Annotated in this window: 20 protein-coding genes and 1 tRNA gene; 12 read left to right on the forward strand and 9 right to left on the reverse strand. The window is 66.3% G+C overall.

Annotated features, from left to right (window positions below; all coding sequences use genetic code 11):
• Nucleotides 1–43 precede the first annotated feature (43 nt).
• Both FJ423_RS18695 and FJ423_RS18700 read right to left on the reverse strand, forming a co-directional pair.
• Entirely contained in the window at nt 44–418 is a 375-nt protein-coding gene (locus FJ423_RS18695) for a hypothetical protein (RefSeq protein WP_140843790.1), read from the reverse strand.
• Between the two features lie 135 nt (nt 419–553).
• Nucleotides 554–1498 carry a methyltransferase domain-containing protein gene (locus tag FJ423_RS18700; protein WP_140843792.1) on the reverse strand — a complete coding sequence of 315 codons (945 nt, stop codon included), beginning with the start codon at nt 1496–1498 and terminating at the stop codon, nt 554–556.
• A gap of 110 nt (nt 1499–1608) precedes the next feature.
• Between FJ423_RS18700 and FJ423_RS18705 the strand changes: the two genes are divergently transcribed.
• Together FJ423_RS18705 and FJ423_RS18715 are read left to right on the forward strand one after the other, a co-directional pair.
• On the forward strand, nt 1609–2619 hold the full coding sequence (locus FJ423_RS18705; protein WP_140843961.1) for a ligase-associated DNA damage response exonuclease: 1011 nt from the start codon (nt 1609–1611) through the stop codon (nt 2617–2619).
• Nucleotides 2620–2860: 241 nt separating this feature from the next.
• Nucleotides 2861–4462: a cisplatin damage response ATP-dependent DNA ligase gene (locus FJ423_RS18715; RefSeq protein ID WP_140843794.1), complete on the forward strand. Its 1602-nt coding sequence runs from the start codon at nt 2861–2863 to the stop codon at nt 4460–4462.
• Between the two features lie 122 nt (nt 4463–4584).
• Here FJ423_RS18715 and FJ423_RS18720 read toward each other — a convergent pair whose 3' ends face one another.
• Entirely contained in the window at nt 4585–5781 is a 1197-nt protein-coding gene (locus tag FJ423_RS18720) for a hypothetical protein (RefSeq protein WP_140843796.1), read from the reverse strand.
• 337 nt (nt 5782–6118) lie between these two features.
• Here FJ423_RS18720 and FJ423_RS18725 point away from each other — a divergent pair.
• The 9 genes from FJ423_RS18725 (at nt 6119) to FJ423_RS18770 (ending at nt 13258) form a co-directional block, all read left to right on the forward strand.
• Nucleotides 6119–6194, forward strand: a tRNA-Thr gene (locus FJ423_RS18725).
• A 1508-nt stretch (nt 6195–7702) separates the two neighbouring features.
• Nucleotides 7703–7891 (forward strand): DUF2158 domain-containing protein, encoded by a 189-nt coding sequence (locus FJ423_RS18735; protein WP_095766010.1) that lies wholly within the window; start codon nt 7703–7705, stop codon nt 7889–7891.
• Nucleotides 7892–8044: 153 nt separating this feature from the next.
• The gene (locus tag FJ423_RS18740) at nt 8045–8482 is read left to right on the forward strand and encodes an acid-shock protein (RefSeq protein ID WP_140843798.1); all 438 of its coding nucleotides are present in this window, start codon (nt 8045–8047) and stop codon (nt 8480–8482) included.
• 45 nt (nt 8483–8527) lie between these two features.
• Nucleotides 8528–9067 carry an RNA polymerase sigma factor gene (locus tag FJ423_RS18745; protein ID WP_140843800.1) on the forward strand — a complete coding sequence of 180 codons (540 nt, stop codon included), beginning with the start codon at nt 8528–8530 and terminating at the stop codon, nt 9065–9067.
• A 74-nt stretch (nt 9068–9141) separates the two neighbouring features.
• A complete protein-coding gene (locus FJ423_RS18750) occupies nt 9142–9591 on the forward strand; it encodes a hypothetical protein (RefSeq protein WP_140843802.1) in 450 nt (149 codons plus the stop codon).
• Nucleotides 9588–10031, forward strand: coding sequence for a periplasmic heavy metal sensor (locus FJ423_RS18755; protein WP_140843804.1), 444 nt, complete (start codon nt 9588–9590; stop codon nt 10029–10031). Before FJ423_RS18750 ends, FJ423_RS18755 begins: the two co-directional genes overlap by 4 nt.
• A 111-nt stretch (nt 10032–10142) precedes the next feature.
• Nucleotides 10143–10430, forward strand: coding sequence for a hypothetical protein (locus FJ423_RS18760; protein ID WP_140843806.1), 288 nt, complete (start codon nt 10143–10145; stop codon nt 10428–10430).
• 97 nt (nt 10431–10527) lie between these two features.
• A complete protein-coding gene (locus FJ423_RS18765) occupies nt 10528–11985 on the forward strand; it encodes a DUF1800 family protein (RefSeq protein WP_246680196.1) in 1458 nt (485 codons plus the stop codon).
• 34 nt (nt 11986–12019) lie between these two features.
• A complete protein-coding gene (locus FJ423_RS18770; protein WP_140843810.1) occupies nt 12020–13258 on the forward strand; it encodes a DUF1501 domain-containing protein in 1239 nt (412 codons plus the stop codon).
• Nucleotides 13259–13591: 333 nt separating this feature from the next.
• Here the strand turns inward: FJ423_RS18770 and FJ423_RS18775 are convergent, their stop codons facing one another.
• From FJ423_RS18775 to FJ423_RS18805, 6 genes are all read right to left on the reverse strand, one after another.
• Complete coding sequence (locus FJ423_RS18775; RefSeq protein WP_140843812.1) at nt 13592–13858, reverse strand: hypothetical protein; 267 nt, start codon at nt 13856–13858, stop codon at nt 13592–13594.
• Between the two features lie 85 nt (nt 13859–13943).
• The gene (locus FJ423_RS18780; protein WP_140843814.1) at nt 13944–15530 is read right to left on the reverse strand and encodes an indolepyruvate oxidoreductase subunit beta family protein; all 1587 of its coding nucleotides are present in this window, start codon (nt 15528–15530) and stop codon (nt 13944–13946) included.
• Entirely contained in the window at nt 15523–17676 is a 2154-nt protein-coding gene (locus FJ423_RS18785) for an indolepyruvate ferredoxin oxidoreductase subunit alpha (protein ID WP_140843816.1), read from the reverse strand. Before FJ423_RS18785 ends, FJ423_RS18780 begins: the two co-directional genes overlap by 8 nt.
• A 45-nt stretch (nt 17677–17721) precedes the next feature.
• Nucleotides 17722–18204, reverse strand: coding sequence for a MarR family transcriptional regulator (locus FJ423_RS18790; protein ID WP_140843818.1), 483 nt, complete (start codon nt 18202–18204; stop codon nt 17722–17724).
• Nucleotides 18204–19775 (reverse strand): NAD(P)/FAD-dependent oxidoreductase, encoded by a 1572-nt coding sequence (locus tag FJ423_RS18795; protein ID WP_140843820.1) that lies wholly within the window; start codon nt 19773–19775, stop codon nt 18204–18206. The genes FJ423_RS18790 and FJ423_RS18795 overlap by 1 nt, the downstream gene beginning before the upstream one ends.
• A gap of 345 nt (nt 19776–20120) precedes the next feature.
• Entirely contained in the window at nt 20121–20912 is a 792-nt protein-coding gene (locus FJ423_RS18805; protein WP_140843822.1) for a cyclase family protein, read from the reverse strand.
• A 121-nt stretch (nt 20913–21033) separates the two neighbouring features.
• On the opposite strand from FJ423_RS18805, the gene FJ423_RS18810 reads away from it, so the two are divergent.
• Nucleotides 21034–22608, forward strand: a complete 1575-nt coding sequence (locus tag FJ423_RS18810) for an NAD(P)/FAD-dependent oxidoreductase (RefSeq protein WP_140843824.1) — start codon at nt 21034–21036, stop codon at nt 22606–22608.
• Nucleotides 22609–22687: the final 79 nt, after the last annotated feature.

Here is a 22687-nt window from a genome sequence, read left to right on the forward strand (position 1 = left end):
CGCGATCAAACGCTCGCCGGTCCATCCGAGCGTCAAACGGGGCTCAGGAAGGTTTCGAGCCGGGCAGCCCGAGCGTCTCCTTCTTCTTCGGCTTGCCGCAGTCGCGGCGTTCGATCGAGCGGTTCATGGCGTCGATCTCGCCGCTCGCCTTGTTGCTGGCGCGCTGCGCCTTGGAGCGCATATCCGGCATGAACGGGCCGAAGCCCATGGCCGGATTGGAGAAGCCCGGCTTGGCAGTGACGGGCAGATTGTTCTGCCGCGCCAGTTGATTGCGCTGCGCCAGCAACTGATCGCAAGGCACATCGTCATATTGCAATGAGGATTGGACATCCTCGTCCTGACGCTCGGCCATCGACGTGCCGCCGACACAGCCGGAGACCGTCAGGCAAGACGCCAACGCAACCATGGTCCAGCGCATGGATATCTCCCTAGGGCAATTCCAGGAAAAGTGCCTCGTGGTTTTCCGTCCGGAATTGCGCAAAAACAAAGACTCGGTATCCGCCCCGCGCAACCGGGACCATGCCATTCGGGCTTTTTCGCAGCAAGGTCGACCTCATGCCGTTGCCGGATTCCCCAGCTCGGCGGCTGCAGCGGGAAACCCAGCCACAATGGCCAGGCCCTCGACCGGATCCCGCCGGTCGTGCCGGATAACCGTGCTTTCCAGCGACAGGACTGCAAGCCCGTTGGCGCGAAGCACGCGCCGCGCATAGGCCTCGGAATGGGCATAGCGCCGTGACGGCAAAAGGGCGAAATCGCCGCCACCGGCAAGCGTCTCGAGCGAAAAGGCGAACAGGCCGCCATCGGCAAGCATGTTCGCGACCGCGCCGACAAAGCGTTCGAGCGCGCCCAGATAGATAAACACGTCGGCCGCGACCACGAGGTCGGCCTTGGCGCCTGTGTAAGAGAAATGCTGGAGGTCGGCCTTGGCCAGCCGGTCGTAGATGCCCTTGGCCTTCGCCTTCCTCAGCATGCCGGCCGAGATGTCGTAGCCCTCCAGCCGGTCGGCGAACGGGCGCAGCCTCTCGCCCATCAGGCCGGTGCCGCAGCCGAAGTCGAGGGCCAGCCGGAACCGGCCGGGCCGTGCCTTGCTTATGGCGCGCCAGAGAAAATCCGGCAGCCCATAACCGAGCTTCCCGACAAGCGAGTCCTCGAAACTGTCGGCGTAGTGATCGAACAAGGTCTCGACAAAGGCGCTGGGCGGCGCCTCGGCGGCGGGCGCCTTGCCGATCAGTTGAAGCTTCAGCGCGGCGCCAAGGCGGTCCGCGGGCTCGAGCTTCAGCGCCATGGCCCAGGCCTGCGCGGCTTGGTCGAGCAGGCCTGCCGCCTCCTGCATCTCGCCGAGGCGAAACCAGCCCGCCGCCCATTGCGGCGCCAGTTCCAGCGCGCCAAGCAGAAGCTCGGCCGCCTGCGCCAGCTCGCCCGAGGCGAGCAGCGTCTCGGCGAAATCGGCGCGACGATCGGCGTTCAAATCGCCCGAGGAGGCCTGGAGCGGTTTCATCTTTTGAAAAATCCCACCGGCGAGGCGGAGCCGGCAAGGGGCTGTAGGACGAGTCAGCAGTCTCTTGCAACAGGCTTCCCGAGGCAAATTTAGCCACTATGTTCAAAGCCATGCGCGCCAGCGACCTGCTCAAGCCCCGGCCGGAGGGCCTCTACTGCCCGCCCGGCGATTTCTTCATCGATCCGGTACGGCCGGTCGGGCGGGCGCTGATCACGCATGGCCATTCCGACCATGCGCGCTCCGGCCACCGCTCGGTGCTGGCCACGCAAGAGACGCTCGACATCATGGGGCTGCGTTATGGCGAGGATTTCGCCGAAACCACGCAGGCGGCCGCTTTCGGCCAGACAATCGACATCAACGGCGTCGCCGTCACCTTCCATCCGGCCGGGCATGTGCTGGGCTCGGCGCAGATCTGCGTCGAGCACGGGGGCATGCGCATCGTCGCCTCCGGCGACTACAAGCGGCAGAAGGACGCCACCTGCCTGCCGTTCGAGCCTATCCCATGCGATGTCTTCATCACCGAAGCAACCTTCGGCCTGCCGGTGTTTCGCCATCCGCCGGACCAGGACGAGATCGCGCGCGTGCTCAAATCGGCGGCGCAATTTCCCGAACGCTCGCATCTGATCGGCGCCTATGCGCTCGGCAAGGCGCAGCGCGTGATGCGGCTGTTGCGCGACGCCGGCTACGACAGGCCGATCTATATCCATGGCGCGCTGGCCAAGCTCAGCGAATATTATCAGAGCCAAGGCATCGATCTCGGCAAGCTCGAGCCGGGGACGGTGGAAAGCCGCGGCAAGGCCGATTTCGCCGGCGCGATCGTCATCGGCCCGCCATCGGCCTTCGCCGATCGCTGGGCGCGGCGTTTCCCGGATCCGATCTCCTGCTTCGCCTCGGGCTGGATGCGCATCCGCCAGCGCGCCAAGCAAGGCGGCGTCGAGCTGCCGCTGATCATCTCCGACCACGCCGATTGGGACGAGCTGATCATCACGATCAAGGAAACCGGCGCGGAGGAAATTTGGGTCACGCATGGCCGCGAGGAGGCGCTGGTGCGCTGGTGCGAGCTGGAGGGCATCGCGGCGCGGCCGCTGCATCTCGTAGGGTATGAGGATGAGGGCGATTGATGGTGTACGCGCACAGGAAAATCGCCACCGCCGCGCTCTACGGCGCCCCCCTCTGTCCTGCCGGAGATCTCCCCCTCAAGGGGGGAGATTGGCAGCTTGAACGCCGGCGCATCTCTACCGGCGCCGAAGATTCGCGAAAGCGGACGCGACGTCCAATCTCCCCCCTTGCGGGGGAGATCTCCGGCAGGACAGAGGGGGGTGCCTCGCGCCGGCTTTCGAAATTTGCGCGGCGCAAACGCCCATGAACCGCTTCGCCGAGCTCCTCGACCGCCTTGTGCTGACGCCGTCGCGCAACGGCAAGCTGACGCTGCTGACTGATTATTTCCGCAGCGTCGAGGATCCCGATCGCGGGCTGGCGCTGGCGGCGATCACCGGCGATCTCTCGATCGCGGCGGTGAAGCCGGCAATGCTGCGCGCGCTGGTGGTCGAGCGCATGGATCCGGTGCTGTTCGGCTATTCCTACGACTATGTCGGCGATCTCGCCGAGACGGTGTCGCTGGTCTGGCCGCAACCACAAGGCCACATCCCCAATCATGTGCCGACGCTTGCCGAAGTGGTCGGCAGACTGCAGGCGGCGAGCCGCTCCGACGGGCCGAAGGTTCTGTCACGGCTGCTCGACGACGCCAGCATCTCGGCGCGCTTCGCCATCATCAAGCTGGTCACCGGCGGCTTGCGCATCGGCGTGTCGGCGCGGCTCGCCAAGCAGGCGCTGGCCGACCTTGGCCAAGTCGACGTCGCTGAGATCGAGGAGCTCTGGCACGGGCTGGCGCCACCTTACACCGAGCTGTTCGCTTGGCTGGAGGGCCGGGCGGAAAAGCCGACGAGCGCCGCGCTGGCGCTGTTCCGTCCGGTGATGCTGTCCAATGCCGTCGACGACGGCGACCTCGAAAAGCTCGACCCGGCCGATTATGCGGCGGAATGGAAGTGGGACGGCATCCGCGTGCAGGCGGTGTGCGAAGGCGGTGTGCGCCGGCTCTATTCGCGCACCGGCGACGACGTGTCCGGCGCCTTCCCGGACCTTGCCGCGGCCATGAATTTCGAGGCGGCGCTCGATGGCGAGCTTCTGGTCGGCGACCCGCGCGAGGCGACCGGAACCTTCTCCGACCTGCAGCAGCGGCTGAACCGCAAAAGCGTGTCGCCAAAGATCCAGCAGCAATATCCGGCCTTCATGCGCTGCTACGACGCGCTGCAGATCGACGGCGAGGACCTGCGCGCGCTGCCCTTCGCCGAGCGCCGCAAGCGACTCGAGGCTTTCGTCAAAACCCTCGACCCGAGCCGCTTCGATCTCTCGCCGCTGGTCGCGTTTTCCGACTGGGAGATGCTGGAGCGGCTGCGCCAGGCGCCGCCGCATCCGATCATCGAAGGGGTGATGCTGAAGCGCTGGGATTCGCCCTATCTTGCCGGCCGGCCGAAGGGCCCGTGGTTCAAGTGGAAGCGCGACCCGCACACCATCGACGCGGTGCTGATGTATGCGCAGCGCGGCCACGGTAAGCGCTCGAGCTTTTATTCCGACTACACGTTCGGCGTCTGGTCCGGTCCGGAGGGCTCGGAAGAGCTGGTGCCGGTCGGCAAGGCCTATTTCGGCTTTACCGACGAGGAGCTGAGAGAAATCGACAAATATGTGCGCGACAACACGATCGAGCGTTTCGGGCCCGTGCGCTCGGTGCGCGCCGACCGCAGGAACGGCCTGGTGCTGGAGGTGGCGTTCGAAGGCCTCAACCGCTCGACCCGCCACAAATCTGGCGTCGCAATGCGCTTTCCCCGCATCTCACGGCTGCGCTGGGACAAGCCGGCGGCGGAAGCCGACCGCATCGAGACGCTGCAGGCGCTGCTGGATAGCTAAAGATCGAGCGCCGGGCGCTCCACCCCACCCGTCGCTGCGCACCGACCTTCCCCATCAAGGGGAGGTCGCGCCGACGGCGCGGGTGAGGTGCAGCGCCTGCGTTGGCGGATAGAGCGACGCGATCACTGCGCTATCGAGACGCGTATCTCGTAAATATCCACCGACTTGCCCTTCTGGTCGAAATCGGAATTGACGGCGATAGTGCCGGCGGCGCCCGGATGCTTGTTCGGGAACTGCACGTCGAACAGATATTCGTTGCGCTCGTGGCCGACCGCGTAGCGCTTGCGGCCGCAATCGCCGAGATCGCCGAAATTGCAATCGATCGAGATCTGCGTCTCCTTGCCTTCTTCCGAACGCGCGACGATGTCGAACATGGCATGCTTGCCGGCAAGCTTCTCCAGCACGCCCTGGCCGACATCGAAGGCAATGGCCGAACCCGACGCGCCCGAGCGGATGCGCAGGAACTGGCCGGTGTCGTCCTTCATCACCTCGGCGGCGGCGTCGGACGGGGCGCTGACATGGGTCGGGTCGGCGGGCGAGAAGACGTTGATCCAGTTCTTCGACTGGTCGGCCTCGCCCGGTTTCTGCGGCGAGCCTGGCTCGGTCGGCTGCGAGGAGTCCTCGTCGTCCAGCGCCGGCGCCGGCTCCGGCGGGCCGGTGTTGAGCTCGGCCGCCGTCTTGAAGACACCGGTCTGCTTGGCGAAATAGAGGCCGATGCCGGCGGCCGCGAGCAATGTCGCGACGACGAAGACCGCGGTGAGCGGCAAGCGCCGGCCCCTGATGCGCCGCTCGTCGCGGTCGGGCGCGACCTGGGCGCCATTGCCGACCGGAGCGCCCGGCGAATCATCGAGCGAGGGCGCATCGGGAAGCCCCGTCTCGTCGGGCATGATGTCGGGCACGCGCGGCAGCACACGCGCACGCGGCCGGTCCGACGCATCGGGCTGGACCGGGCCGTCGACGGTGATCGAGGGCGAGGGCGCGGTTTGCGACGGCGGCAGCGGCGCGTCGACAGACGGCGCGGCCGATTCGGACGGCGCTTCGACGCCGGGGTCCGGTGCGCCATTGCCGGCGGGCGCGACGTTTTCCGGCGGCAGCGTCACCTCTGGCACGGCCGGCAGGAACTCCGATTCGATCTCGGTGATCTTGGCCTGGACTGCCTTGCGGCGGCTGATGGCGGCCTCGACCGTGACGTTCGGATTGGCCTGCAGGACGCGGTCGAGCGCGGCAAAGGCGGATCGATAGACCCTCTCGCGGAACGCCCGGTCCTCGGCATTGCCTTTCTCGAAGGCATTGCGGATCGCTTTCTCGATAGGGTCCAAGCGAGCTCCCTCTGCGCGTTCGCTCCCGGTTGTCTGGTCGTCAGCCGCAGACGACCGATCGATCAACGGCGAGCGGCTGCCTTGCCGGCCAAAGCCATTTCGGCATTTTTTGTTGAAGAATCAACATTTTTCGTCACCGCGGCTGCAGCCGCGCCGGCCAGCCGGATGCGAAGGACCGCTTACCCGCACGCCGCCGCGGGCCGCTCCGGCGCCCGTCGCGTGATAACCGTAGATCGGAATTGCCGCCGGCGAGGCCGGAATTCACCGCTGCCCATCTTGAATTAGGGAGCGGTTGAGTCTATCACCCAGCCCATTCTGGAAGCTCAGCGCTTCCCGGGCCGCTTTAGCTCAGTTGGTAGAGCACATCATTCGTAATGATGGGGTCGCGTGTTCGAGTCACGCAAGCGGCACCAAAATTCCAATAACTTAGCCGATCGCCTCGCCGGATTTGTACAGAAACCGCACAGAAACACCTGATGCCGAAGCTGTAGACCTGAGCGACCGCGAACTTCACCGTCTGATCAGCTAACTTTCTCCCTGCTCGCCTAGACCGTGCTTCGGAATTTCCTTTAGTTCTAACATTTGTAGGCGCGACCAGTTCGGCCGTGTGCACATGATAGGGCGCTCGGTCCTGGCGGGGCCGAGCCCAACCACCTTCACCCGCTGGCTTCGGCCGGCGGGTTTTTTCATTCTGTCACAGCTCGGCGACAGCCGTCTGGGCATTCCAGTCAATGGACTTCGGTCGTATGTACTTTAAGACTGTGGCCCGAGTGCGGAACAAATACCACAAAGTTCTCTTTTCTTCCGAGTGAGAACTCAAGAAAAGGAGAAAAGCCATGTCTGACGGCCCTACAGTCGTAAACTCTGGTGGTGGCGGAACAGCCGTTGCGATAATCCTTGGCATCATCGCAGTTGTTGCCCTACTATTCTTCACGGGGGTGATAAACATAAATGGGGGCGGAGGTAAGGATGTGAACGTTAGCGTGAACACGCCCAAGGTTGAGGCGCCGTCCGCACCGTCCGTCTCCAAGCCCGCCGCTCCCGCCAAACCGGCACCGGCACCTGCTAACGGGGGCTAGGGCGGATCTTCCTCACAGGCTCCGGCGAAATGCTGGGCCTGTGAGGTCCAGCGGTTCACGTCCCGCGATTCGCCGGTCGCCGCCATCTCTGCCCAGGCGCATTAGCGGAGGCCGAGCGCTTGAGCGGTCTGCCGTGAACCATGGGCCATCGGCGGATGACAAAAAGTCACCGGCGGGGGCAACCTGCCCCAACGGAATAAGGGGCTATATCTTTGGTCCTTTCGGACCAATGCGTTCGGCAGGATGGACCTCGGTCGATTGTGGGCTGGCGGGCAAATCAGACAGTCTCGCGATCGCACCGGCTGATAACCCCAAGCCCCCCGCCCTATCGGTCGGTGCATGCCCGGCTTGCGGACCTCAAAATCCTAACCACAAAAGCGAGCCGGGCTTCCATCCGCGTGTCCACGCCGAGACGCAATTTTTGTCGGAATTCAATGAGGAGTTGGACGGTCTATCACGTCGGTTTCAGAGCAGGGGGCGGCAGACCGCTTCTAACTGAAATCGGAAGCGTTGAAGCAGACGATCTTTTGGCAGCGGTGACGAAGGCACAAGCGTTGTGGCCCAATGAAAGGTCTATGACCGTCCGCCCAGCCGAAGACAACCAATCGGCACAGCCGCCGGGTCCACAGCGCGACACCGATTGAATCCGAGGAGCGATCGGGCCGCTCGCTTCGGCTCCAAAGCCTCGACATGATCTGGCCACGCCTACGGTGCTACCTGGCGTGTTTCACAAGCGGCATCATTCTCACGCCTTCCCCCTGCACCCCGTGATCGGCGCATCTCGGCCATTGTCGGGAACAGCTGTTGGTGGGAAACTCCCTTTATCAGCATGGGAGGTCGAAATGCCCAATAGTTTCAAGACCGGAGACGTCGTCAGGCTGAAGTCCGGAGGCCCCGAAATGACTGTCAGCGACGGGGCGGCTTCCGGCACGTATCTGTGCCACTGGTTCAACCGCGAGGGCGACGTCTGGACGCCGCAACATGCAGGTTTCAAGCAGGACCAGTTGGTGGCGGTCGACCAGCCGAGATAGCCGTCGCCTCCTGTCCTTAGCAATCCTTCGATCCGGCTGCGCCGGATCCGGTAGGTTGGTGTCCGGTCGAAAAAGACCGACGGATTTTGCTCTGTCTCGCGTTCAATGGTTGAAGCGTGGCCGAAATGGCCGCGCCCAACCGGAGACGAGAGCATGATCCGCCCCACCATATTCGTCGTTGCCCTTGGCCTGCAGACCGCGGCCGCGGTCGCCCAGTCAACGACGCCTGCCCCGGCCCAGACGGCGCCGAGCAGCCCGGCTCCGGCCGCCAAGTCTGACCAACCCAAATCCGGCCTGACGCTGGAAAAGTTCGAGGCGCGCCGGGAAAGGGCGTTCATGCGGGCCGACACAGACAATGACGGCAAGGTCAGCCTCACCGAATGGACCGCTTTCCAGACCGCGCGCAAGGCCAAGGGCGATCCGGCCAAATCCTTCGCGCGCATGGACACCAACAAGGACGGCTTCGTTGACAAGGGCGAGCTCGACGCCTTCGTCGCCAAGCGCTTCGCCAGGCTCGACAAGAATAGCGACGGCGTGCTCGGCGCCGACGAGAGGCCGGGCCATAAAACCGCTCCCAATCAGGAGCAATGACCAAGAGGCTATGCCGCACAATGACAGCTGCGAGCGCCCGACGTGATGGGCGCCGATCCGGACGAGGAACTGGTACGCCGCATCGGCACCGGCGACACCGCCGCGGTGCAGGCGATGGTGGCGCGCAAGCTGCCGCGCATCCTGGCCCTGGCCGCCAGGATGCTTGGCGACCCGGCGGAAGCAGAGGACGTCGCCCAGGAGACTTTCGTGCGCATCTGGCGCCATGCCTCGGGCTGGCGCCAGGGGCACGCACGCTTCGACACCTGGGTCCACCGCGTCGCGCTCAACCTCTGCTACGACCGGCTGCGGCGCCGGCGCGAATGGACGACGGACGAGCTGCCGGAGGTGGCCGATGACACGCCGCTTCCCGATGCAATGCCTGACGACGACGAGCGCAGGGTCAACCAAGCGCTGCAGCGCATCGCGCCGCGCCAGCGCGAGGCGATCGTCTTGGTGTATTATCAGGAGCTGTCCAACATCGAAGCCGCCAGCGCCATGCAGGTCAGCGTCGATGCGCTGGAAAGCCTGCTCGCGCGCGGCCGGCGCGCTTTGCAGGCCATGCTCATTGGAGATGGCGATGATTGAGACCGTGAGGGGACTGCGAATCCCGAGGACTGTGGCGTGGGGGGCCACGCCGGAACGGCGGAAGGGGGAACGACATGGCTGAGAAAACTTCGGACGGGCCAATGGACGCCGGGCGTTTCGCCGCGCTGGCGGATGCCTATGGCAGCGCCTTGCACCGCTGGCCGCCGGCCGAACAGGCGACCGCGGTGCGGTTTGCCGAGACCAAGGAAGGCCGCGCCATCCTGGCGCGCGCCAGGAAGCTCGACGCCATGCTCGACCGGCATCGGGTCGAAGCACCCAGTCCGGCGCTGCATCGCATGATCGTCGCCCGCGCCGCGACCGAGGTCAGGCAGGAGCGCCGCCGCCGGTTCTGGTGGCTGGGCTTCGGGCTTGCGGGTATCGGGCTGGCCGGCGCCGTGGCCGGCCTGGCGCTGGTGGCCGTCGTCAGCCCGGATATGCAGCCCGACCATTATGTGATGGACGCCAACGCGACGTCGTTCGGCGATGCCGGTCCCGACGCCGATCCTTACGAGGAAAACCTATGAGCCCCCGTCTTGTCGCGGCATCGCTGGTGCTGAATGTTTTTCTGATCGGCGCCGTGGCCGGCGGCGCCGGCTGGCTGATCGGCAAGTCCAATCCGGGCTATTCGCTGGAATCGGCCGGCGGTAGGTTGCCGGCCGCCGACCGCAAGGTCTTCCGCCAGGCGTTGCGCGAGGTGCGCCGGGAGTCGCGGGACGTGATCCTCGACGGACAGGCCGCGCGGCGCGAGGCGGCAAACCTTCTGCAACAGCCGGCTCTCGACACCAATGCGCTCGCCGCCGCCCTGGAGCGCGCGCGCAATGCCGATGTCACCGTGCGCACCCGGATCGAGCAACGCATCATCGAATTCGCCGCATCGGGCTCGCCGGAAGACCGCCGGCTGCTGGCGGATGCCTTGTTGCGACGCGCTGGCCGACAGCCGCCGCCTGCAAAAAAATTGCCATAGGCGGCGACGGAAAGGGCAAGCGCGCTCCGTTCAAGGGAAAGAGGGACAGGCCTGTGACCGCCCTGGCAGCGGGCAGGTTCTCTTCAACCTCGAAACTTTCGGGAGTATCGCATGAACCGTCTGACAAGATATTCGATCGCGGCTGCCCTCGCCCTCGGCGGAACGGCCGCCGCAAGCGCCGTCTCGGCGATGCCGATCGCACCGGTTGCGCCCTCGCCGGCGCTTGTCGAGCACGTCGCCTGGGGCTGCGGCCCGGGCTGGCATCCCAACTATTGGGGCCGCTGCGTCCCCAACCGCCGCGCGGTCTATCCCGGCTATTACTACTGGGGCGGACCGCGCGTCTATATCGGCCCGGTCTGGCATCCCTACCATCGCTGGCACCACTGGCGCCGCTGGTAACAACCCTTCACGATGCCGGTGCTGCGGCCGGCATCGTGAGGATCCCCGATGATCCATGAAACCGACGCGATCTGCGCCGGGTTCAACGGAGGCTTCGTTGGCCGCACCGTTTGCAAATTCCGTCTCGCCGGACCCCGCCCTGGTGGCGCTCCACCGCTTCGGCCTCGGCGCAAGGCCCGGCGACGAGTTCGGCAAGATCGCCGCCGATCCACGCGGCTATCTCGAGGCCGAGCTCAAGCAGCAGGACATCGCGCTCATTTCCCCCGACGACCCCCGGAATGCCGGGTTGCTGGACAGCACTGCGGCGATCCAGGCCAGCATGGCGGCAGCCATGGAGCGCAAGGCGGCGCGCGCCGAGACGGCGGCCGCCGCTATGCAGCCGATGGCAACGGATGATCCAGCCGGCCCGGCCGTGGCAAAAGCCAAACCCATGGTGCCGCGTGTCGAGGCCGATATCTATCGCGACGAAGCGCAGGCCCGGTTCGACAAGGCGCTCACTGCGACGCCCGGCTTCGTGGAGCGCCTGGTCGGCTTCTGGTCGAACCATTTCTGCGTTTCCGCCGCGAAGGCACCGGTCGTGCGGGCATGCGCCGGCGCCTTCGAGCGCGAGGCGATCCGCCCCTTCGTGCTCGGCCGCTTCGCCGACATGCTTTTGGCCGTCGAGCACCATCCGGCCATGCTGTTCTATCTCGACAACCGGCAGTCCATCGGCCCCGATTCCCGCGCCGGCAAGCGACGCGGACGCGGCCTCAACGAGAACCTCGCCCGCGAGATCCTGGAATTGCACACGATGGGCGTCGGCAGCGGCTATGCCCAGGCCGACGTCACCAGCTTCGCGACCATGCTGACCGGCTGGACGATGGCCGGCCGCGAGGGGCGGCTGGGCGAGCCGGGAAGCTTCGTCTTCAACGCCAATGCGCATCAGCCGGGCAAGGCGGTGCTGCTCGGCAAGACCTATCCCGATGGCGGCATGGGCCAGGCGGAGGCCGCGCTCAACGACATTGCCCGTCACCCGGCCACCGCGCGGCATATCGCCACCAAGCTTGCCCGCCATTTCATCGCGGACGATCCGCCCCCGGCGGCGGTCGCTCGCCTGGGCACGGTCTTCACCAAGACCGACGGCGACCTGCGCTCGATCGCGTTGACGCTGATCGACATGTCGGAAGCCTGGTCGACGCCGCTCACGAAGCTGCGCTCGCCGTTGGACTATGTCGTGGCGCTGCGGCGGGCGGTCGGCGCTACCGCCGGCAACGAACCGCAACGATCGCTTCGCTGGCTGAGCGTGCTCGGCGAGCCGCTGTGGCGACCGCCGGGGCCGAACGGCTTTCCCGACCGGACGGACGCATGGGTTTCCGCCGAGGGCCTCAAGACGCGGCTGGACATTGCGTGGCAGGCGGCGAAGCAGGCGGACGATATCGGCGATCCCGACGAGATGCTCGCGTCGCTGATCGGCACATCCGTCTCGGCCGAGACGCGGCAGGCGATTTCGCGCGCGGAGTCCCGGCAGCAGGGCCTGGCGCTGCTGTTGATGGCGCCGGAATTCCAGCGCCGGTAATTCCAGCGCCGGTAGCAGAAGTGGAGATGCAGCCATGAGCCTTCTTTGCGAAACCCCCAGCCTGTCCCGCCGCGCGGTGCTGATGAGCGGCGGCGCGCTGTTTGCCTGGGCCTATCTGCCGCGCTTCGCGCGCGCAGCCGACAAGCGCGACCCGCGCCTGATCGTCATCGTGCTGCGCGGCGCGCTGGACGGGCTGTCGACGGTCGGGCCGGTCGGCGATCCAAACTATGCCGGCCTGCATGGCGACATCGCGCTTTCGCTCTCAGGCGCCAACCCGGCATTGCCGCTTGACGGTTTCTTCGCCGTCAATCCGGCAATGCCGGTGTTTGCGCGCCTGTTCAAGGCGGGCCAGGCGGCGGTCGTGCATGCGGCGGCGACCGGCTACCGCGACCGCTCGCATTTCGATGGCCAGGACGTGCTGGAAAGCGGCCTGCCCGGCCCTGGCAACGCCACCACCGGCTGGCTCAACCGGGCGTTGGCCAGCCTGCCGGCGGGCGACAGGACTGCGAAAGCCGGCGGGCTGGCGGTCGGGCCCTCGACGCCGCTGGTGATCCGTGGCGCCGCGCCCGTGCTCGGCTGGGCACCGCAGGCGCTGCCGACGCCCGGCGATGCGCTGGCGGAGCGTGTGCTCGATCTCTACAACCATCGCGATCCGGTGCTGGCGGCCGCGCTTCAGAAAGGGCTCGATGCCGATCGGATGGCGCTGGGCGACCAACTCGACGGCACGACGATGAAGCCTAAGGGCGGCCTCGACAACGCCGCCGGCATGCGGCAATCGGCGCAAGGCGCGGCGCGGCTGATGGCCGCCGACGACGGGCCGCGCATCGCGGCGCTCGCCTTCGACGGCTGGGACACCCATGTCAACGAAGGCGGCGCCACAGGGCGGCTCGCCAATCTGCTCGGCGGCCTCGACGGAGCGTTCGAGGAGTTCGAGAAGGGGCTTGGCGAGCGTTGGCAGGACACGGCGGTCGTCGCGATCACAGAATTCGGCCGCACGGCTCGCATCAACGGCACTGTCGGCACCGACCACGGCACCGGCACGGTGGTGCTGCTCGCCGGCGGCGCGATCAAGGGCGGCCGCGTCATCGCCGACTGGCCGGGGCTGAAACCGGCGCAGCTCTACGAAGGCCGCGACCTGGCGCCGACCAGCGATGTGCGCGCGGTGCTGAAGGGGCTGCTTGCCGACCAGTTCGGGCTGTCTGCTGCGGTGCTTGGCGGCACGGTGTTTCCAGAGTCGGCTGCGGTGAAGCCGATGCGGGACCTGGTGGCGTGAGTCGTGAGTTTGCCGGTCAGCGATAGGCTGGCGGCGCCAGTCGGGGCGGAGCGGGAGCGAAGCGGACGCGGAGACCCGAGGATCCATTCCGTGACTTTGATCGTGGGTGCTGCGGAGCAGAATTCTGAACCGTGGCAACGCCTGAACGTCACGGAATGGATCCTCGGGTCTGCGCTGCGTCGCTTCGCTCCTTGCTCCGCCCGTGGATGACGAGGCTGAGGAGCCTCGGCCAATCACCAACGCTGGCGCGGAGGTTTCGAACCTGTGCGTGGGACCTTAGCCAAACCGCCCGCGCCGTTGCCAGCGCGGGCATCAACGGCGATCCGAGAGCGATCACCAGCTCCAATAACCGGGGTGCCAGCGGTGGTGGTACCAGAAGCCGGGATGCCAATGGCGCGCCGGCCGTATGATCACGCGGCGGTTCGGCACGCATCTGCCCCTACGGTTCACGTGCCAGCCGGGACCGCAGCGCCAGCCGACGGTTTCGATGGGCAGCGGCGAAGCACCTGGCTTGGCCATCGGCATGGCCTGCGAGCCGACACTGGACAGCATCAACGTGCCGGCAGCCATGGCGAGAGGCAGAACGTATTTTGCGAACATGCGTTGTCTCCGTAAATTTGTCCCTACCTCCGTGAAACGGAGGACAGGGCCGAATTCCGTCGGAGCGGTGCGGATCACGTCTTCGTTAACGGGCGGCGCCGTCGTTGAGCGTCGCCACCGTCTTCAGCGCGCCGTCCAGCATGTCGCCCTTTTCGTCCTTCAGCGCCGCCTCGCGCAGGCGGCGGATCCAGTCGGCAGCGTCCTCCCTGCCCTTGAGCATCGGCAGCGCCGACAGCACGCGATCGAATTTCGACTGGGCGCGGGCGTGGGTGTCGCTGTAGCCCTTGATCAGGCGGCGGCAGTTCAGGATTTCGGTGGCAAGCGCATAATCCTGCCGCACATAGCCGAGCGCCAGGCCGTACCAGCGTTCGAGATGCGAGACCTCTATCCTGTGGCGCAGCAGGCGGCGGCGCCAGCGGCGCAGGCCGCCGATGAACCACAGCATGGCGAAGCCGGTGAAACTGTCGGTGCGGATGTGGCGGCCGCGATTGATGCGGCGGTCGAGGAAGGCGGCGAGTTTTGGGCGGTTCTCGATGTAGCTGCCGAGCCCCGCCGGCAGGGTGCCGCAGAACTCCTCGATGCGCGGATGGAAATATTCGGTGACCTGCAGGACCGAGCCTTGCTTGACACCGACTTCTTTGCGCACCCGCTTGTCTCGCGCCGAGCGGGTCTTCAAATCGGCGACGCGGATCATGTCGTCATAGCACATGGCGTTGGCGAGATGCTTTGCCGCGGCGATCGACAGCGCATAGCCGCGCTCCGCATTGTCCAGCGCCACCGCTCTGTCCAGCCGGTCGAGATACTCGCCGCCATAGGCGATGTCCTGGTAGTCGACGACCTTCTTCAGCCCGAGCTCGGCCATGTCGCGCACGGGCTCGGGAAGCGACGCGACGCGAGCGGCAAGCGCCTGCCAGCCCTTGAGCAGGGTTTCCGGTCCGCTGACCCTCGCCGTTGGCCTGGGCTGGGCAACGGCGGGTTCCGCCGCCGCCTTTTCCCCGGCCGGCGCTGCCGCGATCCCGCGTGCGCGCTCGTAGGCCGCGCCGAAGGCGGCGAGGCTCGGCTTGACGCCACGGCCGCCGGCGCCGATCGCCTGCTCGTAAGTTTCGCGGGTGAAGGGCAGCGCGTCGGAGCCGGCCAGCGCGCCAAGCAGGCTGGCCGAGATCATGGTGCCGTTGTCGGCGGCGATCTTTTCCATGTCGAAGGCGATGAAGCGCCTGGCCGCCGCTTGCGCCGTCGCGTGGACCTTTTCCGACAAGGCGCGGCCGTCGCCCGGCTCGATCTTTTCCGAGACGGCGGCGATGCGGTGCGAGGACGTGATCAGCGTCGTGCGTTCGGGCGTGACGAAACCGCGGATGATGGCGCGGCCGGCTTCCATCAGCTCGGCGGCGATCAATATGTCGACATCGCCCTGCGAGGGCGACAGCGCGAAAACCGGCAGCCGGCCGGTGTCGCGGGCCATCTCGATGTAGTAGATCGTGGCGCCGGTGCGCTGCGCGACGCCGGCCACGGAGGTCGATTGGGCGATATAGCCGTTGCGCTCGGCGACGTCGGTGATCCAGTCGGCGAGCACACCGCCGCCCTGGCCGCCGACCGCGAGCACGGCGAGTTTTATCACCCGCTCGTCGTCAGAGGCGCCCGCCTTGGGGCGCAGGGGAGAAGCCTGATCAAGCATCGGCGAACGTCAATCTGCGGCTCTCGCGGCGACGCTGCAGAAGGCCGATCGCGGCGCGGCGCGCGCCTTCCAGGAAACGGTCCCATCGGCCTGGATTGTGGACGACGTCGGCGCGGTAGAAGGACGGGCAAAGCACGGCCGCATCCGCCACCTCGCCGCAATTGCCGCAACCGACACAGTTCTGGTCGATCGAGGCGACCGGATCGTCGCGCAGCGGATCGTCGAGCGACTTCACCGACAGCGACGGGCAGCCGGACAGCCGCATGCAGGCGTGGTCGCCCGTGCAGATGTCCTCGTCGACGCCGAATTTCGGCTTGACCACGCGCTCGCCGCCCTTGATCGCCTTGTCGACCAGCGGCTTCTCGCGGCGCTGGCGGTTGAGCATGCATTCGGACGAGGCGACGATGACCTTCGGACCCTTCTCCTCGGTGGTCAGCGCCTCGCGCAGCGCGGCTTGCATCTTGCCGACATCATAGGTGCGGTCGATGTGGCGCAGCCATTTGACGCCCATGCCCTTCACCGCTTCATCGATCGGATGCTTGGTCGATTTGGTGCGGTTGTTGGCGCGCGAGGACAGGATATCCTGGCCGCCGGTAGCCGCCGAGTAGAAATTGTCGACGATGACGATGACGCCGTCATTCTTGTTGAACACGGCGTTGCCGATCGAGGAGGTCAGCCCGTTGTGCCAGAAGCCGCCATCGCCGACGAAGGAGATCGAGCGGCGTTTTGCCTCCGGCGAGTTGAAGGCGGAGGCCGAGGCCGGCCCCAGCCCATAGCCCATGGTGGTGGCGCCGAGCTCGAAAGGCGGCATGATCGAGAACAGATGGCAGCCGATGTCGGAGGCGATGTGGTGCTTGCCGAGCTCTTGCTCGACAAGCTTGGTCGCGGCGAAAATCGGCCGCTCAGGACAGCCGACGCAGAAGCCCGGAGGCCGTCCGGGAACGACATTGATGAGGTCGGCCGTATCGACGCCTTCACCCGCCTTGTTCGGAGCCCGGACCTCGCCCGGCAGCAGATGCGGGGCATTGGCGCGCAGGAAGGAGCCGATGCCGTCGAGCATCACCTGGCCGGTATATTCGCCGGCCATCGGCAGATGCTCCTTGCCGACCAGTTTAGTGCCGCGCCCGGCCTTGTGCAGCATCGCGGCAAAGGCCTGCTCGATATAATTGGGCTGGCCTTCCTCGACGACCAGCACCGCCTGCTTGCCCTCGCAGAAGGCGAGGAACTCATCGTCGACCAGCGGGTAGACGGCGTTCAGCACGTAAAGCGGCACGTCGGTCTCGCCATAGGTGTCGGCAAGGCCGAGCCGCTGCAGCGCGCGGATGACGGAATTATACATGCCGCCCTGCATGACGATGCCGACCGAGCCGTGATCCGGCCCGAACATCTCGTTGATCTTGCGGCTCTTGATGAAATCCACCGCCGCCGGCCAGCGCTTGGCGACCTTCTCCTTCTCATGCAGGAAGGAGGCGGGCGGCAGCACGATGCGGCCGGTGTCGCGGCGCGGCGCGGACAGCGCATCGGCGACCGACATCGGCGGGCGCTTGTTGTCCTTGGCGATGAAGTGGCCATGGACGTGACAGCAGCGGATGCGCACCTGCAGCATCACCGGCGTGTTCGACACCTCCGACAGCTCGAATCCGTCCTCGACCGCCTTGACGATCGATGGCAGGTTCGGGCGCGGGTCGAGCAGCCAGACCTGGCTCTTCATGGCGAAGGCATGGCTGCGCTCCTGCATGATCGAGGAGCCCTCGCCATAGTCCTCGCCGACGATGATCAGCGCGCCGCCGGTGACGCCGCCGGAGGCCAGGTTCGCCAGCGCGTCGGAAGCGACGTTGGTGCCGACCGTCGACTTGAAGGTGGCGGCGCCCCGGATTGGATAATGCACGGAGGCGGCCAGCATGGCGGTGGCGGTCGCTTCGGAAGCGCTCGCCTCGAAATGCACGCCGAGCTCGCCCAGGATGTCCTGCGCGTCGGCCAGCACATCCATTAGATGGCTGATCGGCGCGCCCTGGTAGCCGCCGACATAGCCTACGCCGCACTGCAGGAGCGCCTTGGTGATGGCGAGGATGCCCTCGCCGGCGAATTCCTCGCCGGCGCCAAGCCTCAGCTTTTCGACTTCCTTGGCAAAAGACCGTTCGGCCATCTCCGCCTCCTTCCGTTGCCGCCTTCCATGGGGCGTCGCGTGCATCTAGATCTCGTGCTTGCGGATGTTCTTCAGCATTTTTTGCAACGTCGCGATCAGCGCGGCGTATTCGGCATCGTCGATACCGTCGAACATGGCTTCGAAAGCGTCATGCATTGCGGGCCAGGCGCGGGTGAACAGCGCTCGCCCATCATCGGTAAGAAAAACATGGCGGATGCGGCTGTCGGTGACGCCCTGCTCGCGCCGCACCAGGCCCTGGCCTTCCAGCGTATCGAGCGTGCGGCTCAAGGTCGACTGCTCGATCACCGTGTAGACCGAGAGATCGTTGACGGTGACGCCGTCAGCGACCGACAGCACGGCGAGCGTTCGCACCTGCGGGATGGTCAGGCCCTGCTTGCGGAAGTTGTCGCGAAGCGTGGCATTGTAGCGGCCCATGATACGGTTCATCAGATAGGGCGCGAATTGCTGCAGGCCGATCTGGCCGAGGGTGGAGATACGCTGGCGCCTTTCCGGAAGCTTCTGTTCCATCACAGCCTCCCCGCCAGAAGGAAGCCAGAACCGCCGCCAAGGCCGGCGCCTGGATGGGTCGAGGCGCCGATATGATAGAGGCCCTTGATGCCGGTCTCGTGGTTGCGGCTCGCCTTGAATGGCCGCCACAGGAAGGACTGGTCGATGGTCGACGAGCCACCATAGGGATCGCCGCCAACAAGGTTGATGTTCATGGCTTCGAGGTCGGCCGGCGAATAGGCGCGACGCGCAATGACCGTCTCGCGGAAACCGTCGATGTGGTTGGCGAGGATCGCTTCGACCCGGTCGGCATAGGCCTCGCGCAGCGCTTCGGTCCAGCGGCCGTCGGCGGGCGTTTCGAGCTTGCCGGCAGCATCACCCCTGATGTGGCGCGGCGCCTCCGGCAGTTGCAGCCAGAGGATCGCCTTGCCCTCGGGGCAGCGCGACGGGTCGAGCACATGCGGCTGGCCGACGCAGATGGTCGGCACTTCCGGCAGCAGGCCGCGCACCGCCTCGTTGCAGGCCTTCGACACGCCATCCAAACCCGGCGTCAAATGCAGCAGCGCCACCTTGTCCAGGCCCTCGCCGCGCCATGCGGGCGGCTTGTCCAGCGCATAGTGGACCTGGAAATTGCCCTTGCCATAGCGATAAACGCGCGTCGCTTCGACGTCGCGCTTCGGAGCCGCGTCGCCGAGCAGGCGGCTATAGAGCTGCGTCGGCGTGACCGAGCAGATGACGCTTTTCGCCGGTGTCAGCACCTCGCCGGAGGCGAGCCGGACGCCGCTGGCGCGGCCGCCGGTCTGGACGATCGAGGCGACGTCGGCGTTGACGCGGATCTCGCCGCCGCGTTCCCTGATCAGCGCCTCGAACGCCGCGAGCAGGTTCTTGGCGCCGCCCTTGACGATCGGCGCCCCGGCGGCCTCCAGCGCGAAGGCGATGACCTTGGCGATCTGGCCGGAGAAGGCGTCTTCCGGGCTGAGCCCGGCATGCAGCACCCAAGGCGCCCAGAGCGCGCGGACGAGGTCGGAACTGTAAGTCGTTTCCAGCCAGCCGCGCGCGGGAACCAGCGCCTCGCCCATGAAGGCGGCGAGGTCGCGCGGACCGCGCCGCCAGGCTTCGCCAGCCAACAGCTTCGTCGTTGGATAGGACCAGAGCGCACCGCCGAGCAGGCCGAACAGCAGCCCGGCATTGCGCTCGATGCCACCGACATCGTCGCCATGGCGATCGCCATCACCGGGCGCAATCCGGTTCAGCGCCGCGTCATTGGCGGCGCGGTCGGTGGTGAGCACGGCATGGCTGCCGTCGGGCCGAAGCACGCCGGTCGGCATAGCGGTGTGGCAGAATTCCAGCCCGTGCCGCGCGAGGTCCTTGCCGAGCGCGGCGAAGGCCGGAGACGTGATGAACAGCACGAAGGTCGTGGCCATCACGTCATGGACAAAGCCTGGCGCCGTGATCTCCTCGGTGCGCATGCAGCCGCCGATGCGGTCGTTGCGCTCAAGCACGAGCACCTTGGCGCCGTTGGCGCCAAGCATCGCCGCACAGACGAGGGCGTTGATGCCGCTACCGACGATGATGTGATCGGGGGCGTTCATTGGAGGCTCGCGGGTACGAGGGCGTCAATCGCGCGAAGCCGAGTTCCTTCGCGCCCCCCTCTGTCCTGCCGGACATCTCCCCCTCTAGGGGGGAGATCAGCAGTTTTGGCGCCCCACATCGTGCTGCGACATGGGAGATTGGCAGTTTTGGCGCCCCACATCGTGCTGCGACGTGGGAGATTGGCGAAAGCGGGGGTGACATCCAATCTCCCCCCTGGAGGGGGAGATGTCCGGCAGGACAGAGGGGGGCGCCGTAGAGCGCTAGCGCTACAGAACGGTCGTCCCAACGTCCCGATCACTCCATCGCCCGCAAGCATGATCTTCTCCCGAAGACCGTCGCCTCGCCTATTTGCCCGGCACCAGCGCCAATGCCCGGATCGGGCTGCCGGTGCCGTGCTCGATCTTGAGCGGGGCGGCGATCAGGATCGCGCCCTTCGGCGGCAGCTGGTCGAGGTTGCAGAGGCTGGCCAGGCCATAACGGTTGGCCTTGTGCATCAGCGTGTGGGCCGGGAATGGCGGCTCCATGCCGCCGGCCTTGCCGGCGTCGGTACCGATCGTTTCCGAGCCCCAGCCCTTGATGTCTTTGGCGATCAGGAACTGGATGGCCTCGGCCGTCGGGCCCGGCGTGTGCGGGCCGGTCTCGTTGGCGTTGAGGAACTCCGCTTCCGAGCCGTTGCGCTTGTACCAGTCGGTGCGCATCACCACCCACTCGCCGGGGTTGATGGCGCCGTGCTTGGCCTCCCAGGCCTTGATGTGGTCGACGGTGAGCAGGAAGTCGTGATCTGCGGCCGCTTCCTTCGAGCAGTCGATGACGTTGACCGGGCCGATGAAATTCTGCGCCGGAATGGTGTCGGTGGCACCGTCCGGATAGTCCTTGCCGGTGATCCAGTGCTGCGGCGCATCGAAATGCGTGCCCGAATGCTCGCCGAGCTTCAGCCAGTTCCAGGCCCACCACGGGCCGTTCTTGTCGTATTTGGAGATGGCGTGGATCTCGACCTTCGGCGTGTCGACGGCGAGTTCCGGCGGCAGCTTGATCAGCGGCGTGTTCGGCCCGAGCGGCGCCGTCAGATCGACCACCTTGATGGCGCCCGAAAGCAGCTGGCCGGCGACCTCGCCGAGGAGTTTCTGCGTGTCCATGGTCTTTTGTTCCCTCTTGTTCGTGACCTTCAAGGCTCGTTGCGGCCCTTAATATACCTACTAGACGAAAACATATGCATCTGCAATTATCTTTAAGCATAAAGCATTTTTGGGGCGGGGCGTGAGCGAGTTCGACGCCATCTTTGTCGGGGCGGGCCACAACAGTCTGGCATGCGCCGCGCATCTGGCGCTCAAAGGCTGGAAAATCGCGGTTTTCGAACGCAGCGAGGCAATCGGCGGCGCCGTACGGACCGCCGAGTACACGCTTCCCGGTTTCCGGCACGATTTCGGGGCGATGAATTTGAGCCTCTTCGCCGGCTCGGCCTTCCATCGGAAATATGCAAATGAATTGAAAAGCCACGGACTGGAATTCGCGCCCGTGGCCGATTGTTTCGCCAGCGCCTTCCCGGACGGGACATGGTTCGGCGTCAGCAACGACCTGGAAAAGACGGCCTCGCGGCTGGCCGCCTTCTCGGCGGCGGATGCAGACACGTGGCGCCGGCTGGTCGGTGCTTTTCCGGGGGAAGCCGAGCATCTGTTCCGCCTGCTGGGCTCGCCGATGAGCGCAAGGGCGCTGGCCGGCAGCGCGTGGAACATCTGGCGCAAGAAGGGCCTGGCCGGCGCGCTCGATACGGCTCGATTGCTGTTGTCATCGCCGCGCGCGTGGCTCGAGGAGAATTTCGAAACGCCGCATGTGCGCACGACACTCGCGGCCTGGGGCATGCATCTCGATTTCGCTCCCGACATCGCCGGGGGTGCTGTGTTCCCCTATCTGGAATCGATGGCCAACCAGAGTTTCGGCATGGTGCTCGGCAAAGGCGGCGCCGATACCATTATCCGGGCGCTTGCGGGCATGCTCAAGGCGGCCGGCGGCAAGATCGTAACAGGCGCGGAGGTGTCGGAGATCACGATGGCCGGCGGCCGAGCGACGGGGGTGCGGCTGGCATCCGGCGAAACGCATGTCGCGGCCAAGGCCGTCATCGCCGGCGTCGCGCCCAAGGCGCTGGCAGGCGGGCTGCTGCCCAATGGTTCCGGTGACGCCGGTTTCGATGCGGCGATGAAAAAATTCCGCCACGCGCCAGGCACGATGATGATCCATCTGGCGCTGGACGACCTGCCGGACTGGAGCGCCGGCGCCGAGCTTCGCCAATTCGCCTATGTGCATCTGCCGCCCTCGCTCGACGCCATGTCGCGCACCTACCAGCAGGCGATCGCCGGCCTGCTGCCTGAACAGCCGGTGCTGGTCGTCGGCCAGCCGACGGCCGTCGATCCGTCGCGCGCACCGCCAGGCAAGCATGTGCTGTGGGTGCAGGTGCGCATGCTGCCGGCGGAGATCCTCGGCGATGCCGAGGGCAAGATCGCGCCGGCGCACTGGGATGCGGTAAAGGATGCCTATGCCGAGCGCGTGCTCGACATCATCGAGAGCTATGCGCCGGGATTGCGCAAAAAGATTCTCGGCCGTGCGATCTTCTCGCCGCTCGACCTCGAGCGCGAAAACCCGAACCTCGTCGGCGGCGACCAGATCTGCGGCAGCCATCACCTGGCGCAGAATTTCCTCTTCCGCCCGGCGCGGGGCTTCGCGCGCTGGAACACGCCGGTCTCGAACCTTTACCTCACCGGCGCCGCGACATGGCCCGGCGCCGGCACGGGCGCAGGCTCGGGCTACATGCTCGCCCAACAGCTGGGAGGAAGTTGAGCCTAAGAAATCCGGGATGGACAAGGCGCGGTTGCCCACCACCGAATGAAAACGCCGCGCAGACAAATGACAACCAACA

It is taken from the genome of Mesorhizobium sp. B2-8-9 (assembly GCF_006439475.1).
Taxonomy (GTDB): domain Bacteria; phylum Pseudomonadota; class Alphaproteobacteria; order Rhizobiales; family Rhizobiaceae; genus Mesorhizobium.